Annotated in this window: 1 protein-coding gene; it reads left to right on the top strand. The window is 54.6% G+C overall.

Annotated features, from left to right (window positions below):
* A partial coding sequence (locus P0G09_RS18380) for an ATP-binding cassette domain-containing protein (protein WP_342760563.1) occupies positions 1–304 on the top strand: 304 nt, incomplete at both ends.

Here is a 304-nt window from a genome sequence, read left to right as displayed (position 1 = left end):
ATTATGTGATCGAGATGCTCCACATTACCAAGGAGTTCCCTGGAATCAAGGCAAACGATGATATAACCCTGCAGCTGCGTAAGTGCGAGGTACATGCCCTGCTGTGCGAAAACGGCGCTGGCAAAAGTACGCTGATGAGCGTGCTGTTCGGCTTGTACCAGCCGGAAGCCGGTAAGATCCTCAAGAACGGCACGGAGGTCGCTGTCCGCAACCCCAACGATGCAAACGCGCTGGGTATCGGCATGGTGCACCAGCACTTCATGCTGGTGGAATGCTTCAGCGTGCTGGATAACATCATTCTGGG

It is taken from the genome of Faecalibacterium sp. DFI.5.82 (assembly GCF_029076575.1).
Classification (GTDB): Bacteria; Bacillota; Clostridia; order Oscillospirales; family Ruminococcaceae; genus Faecalibacterium; species Faecalibacterium duncaniae.
This window is presented reverse-complemented; position numbering and strand designations above follow the sequence as displayed.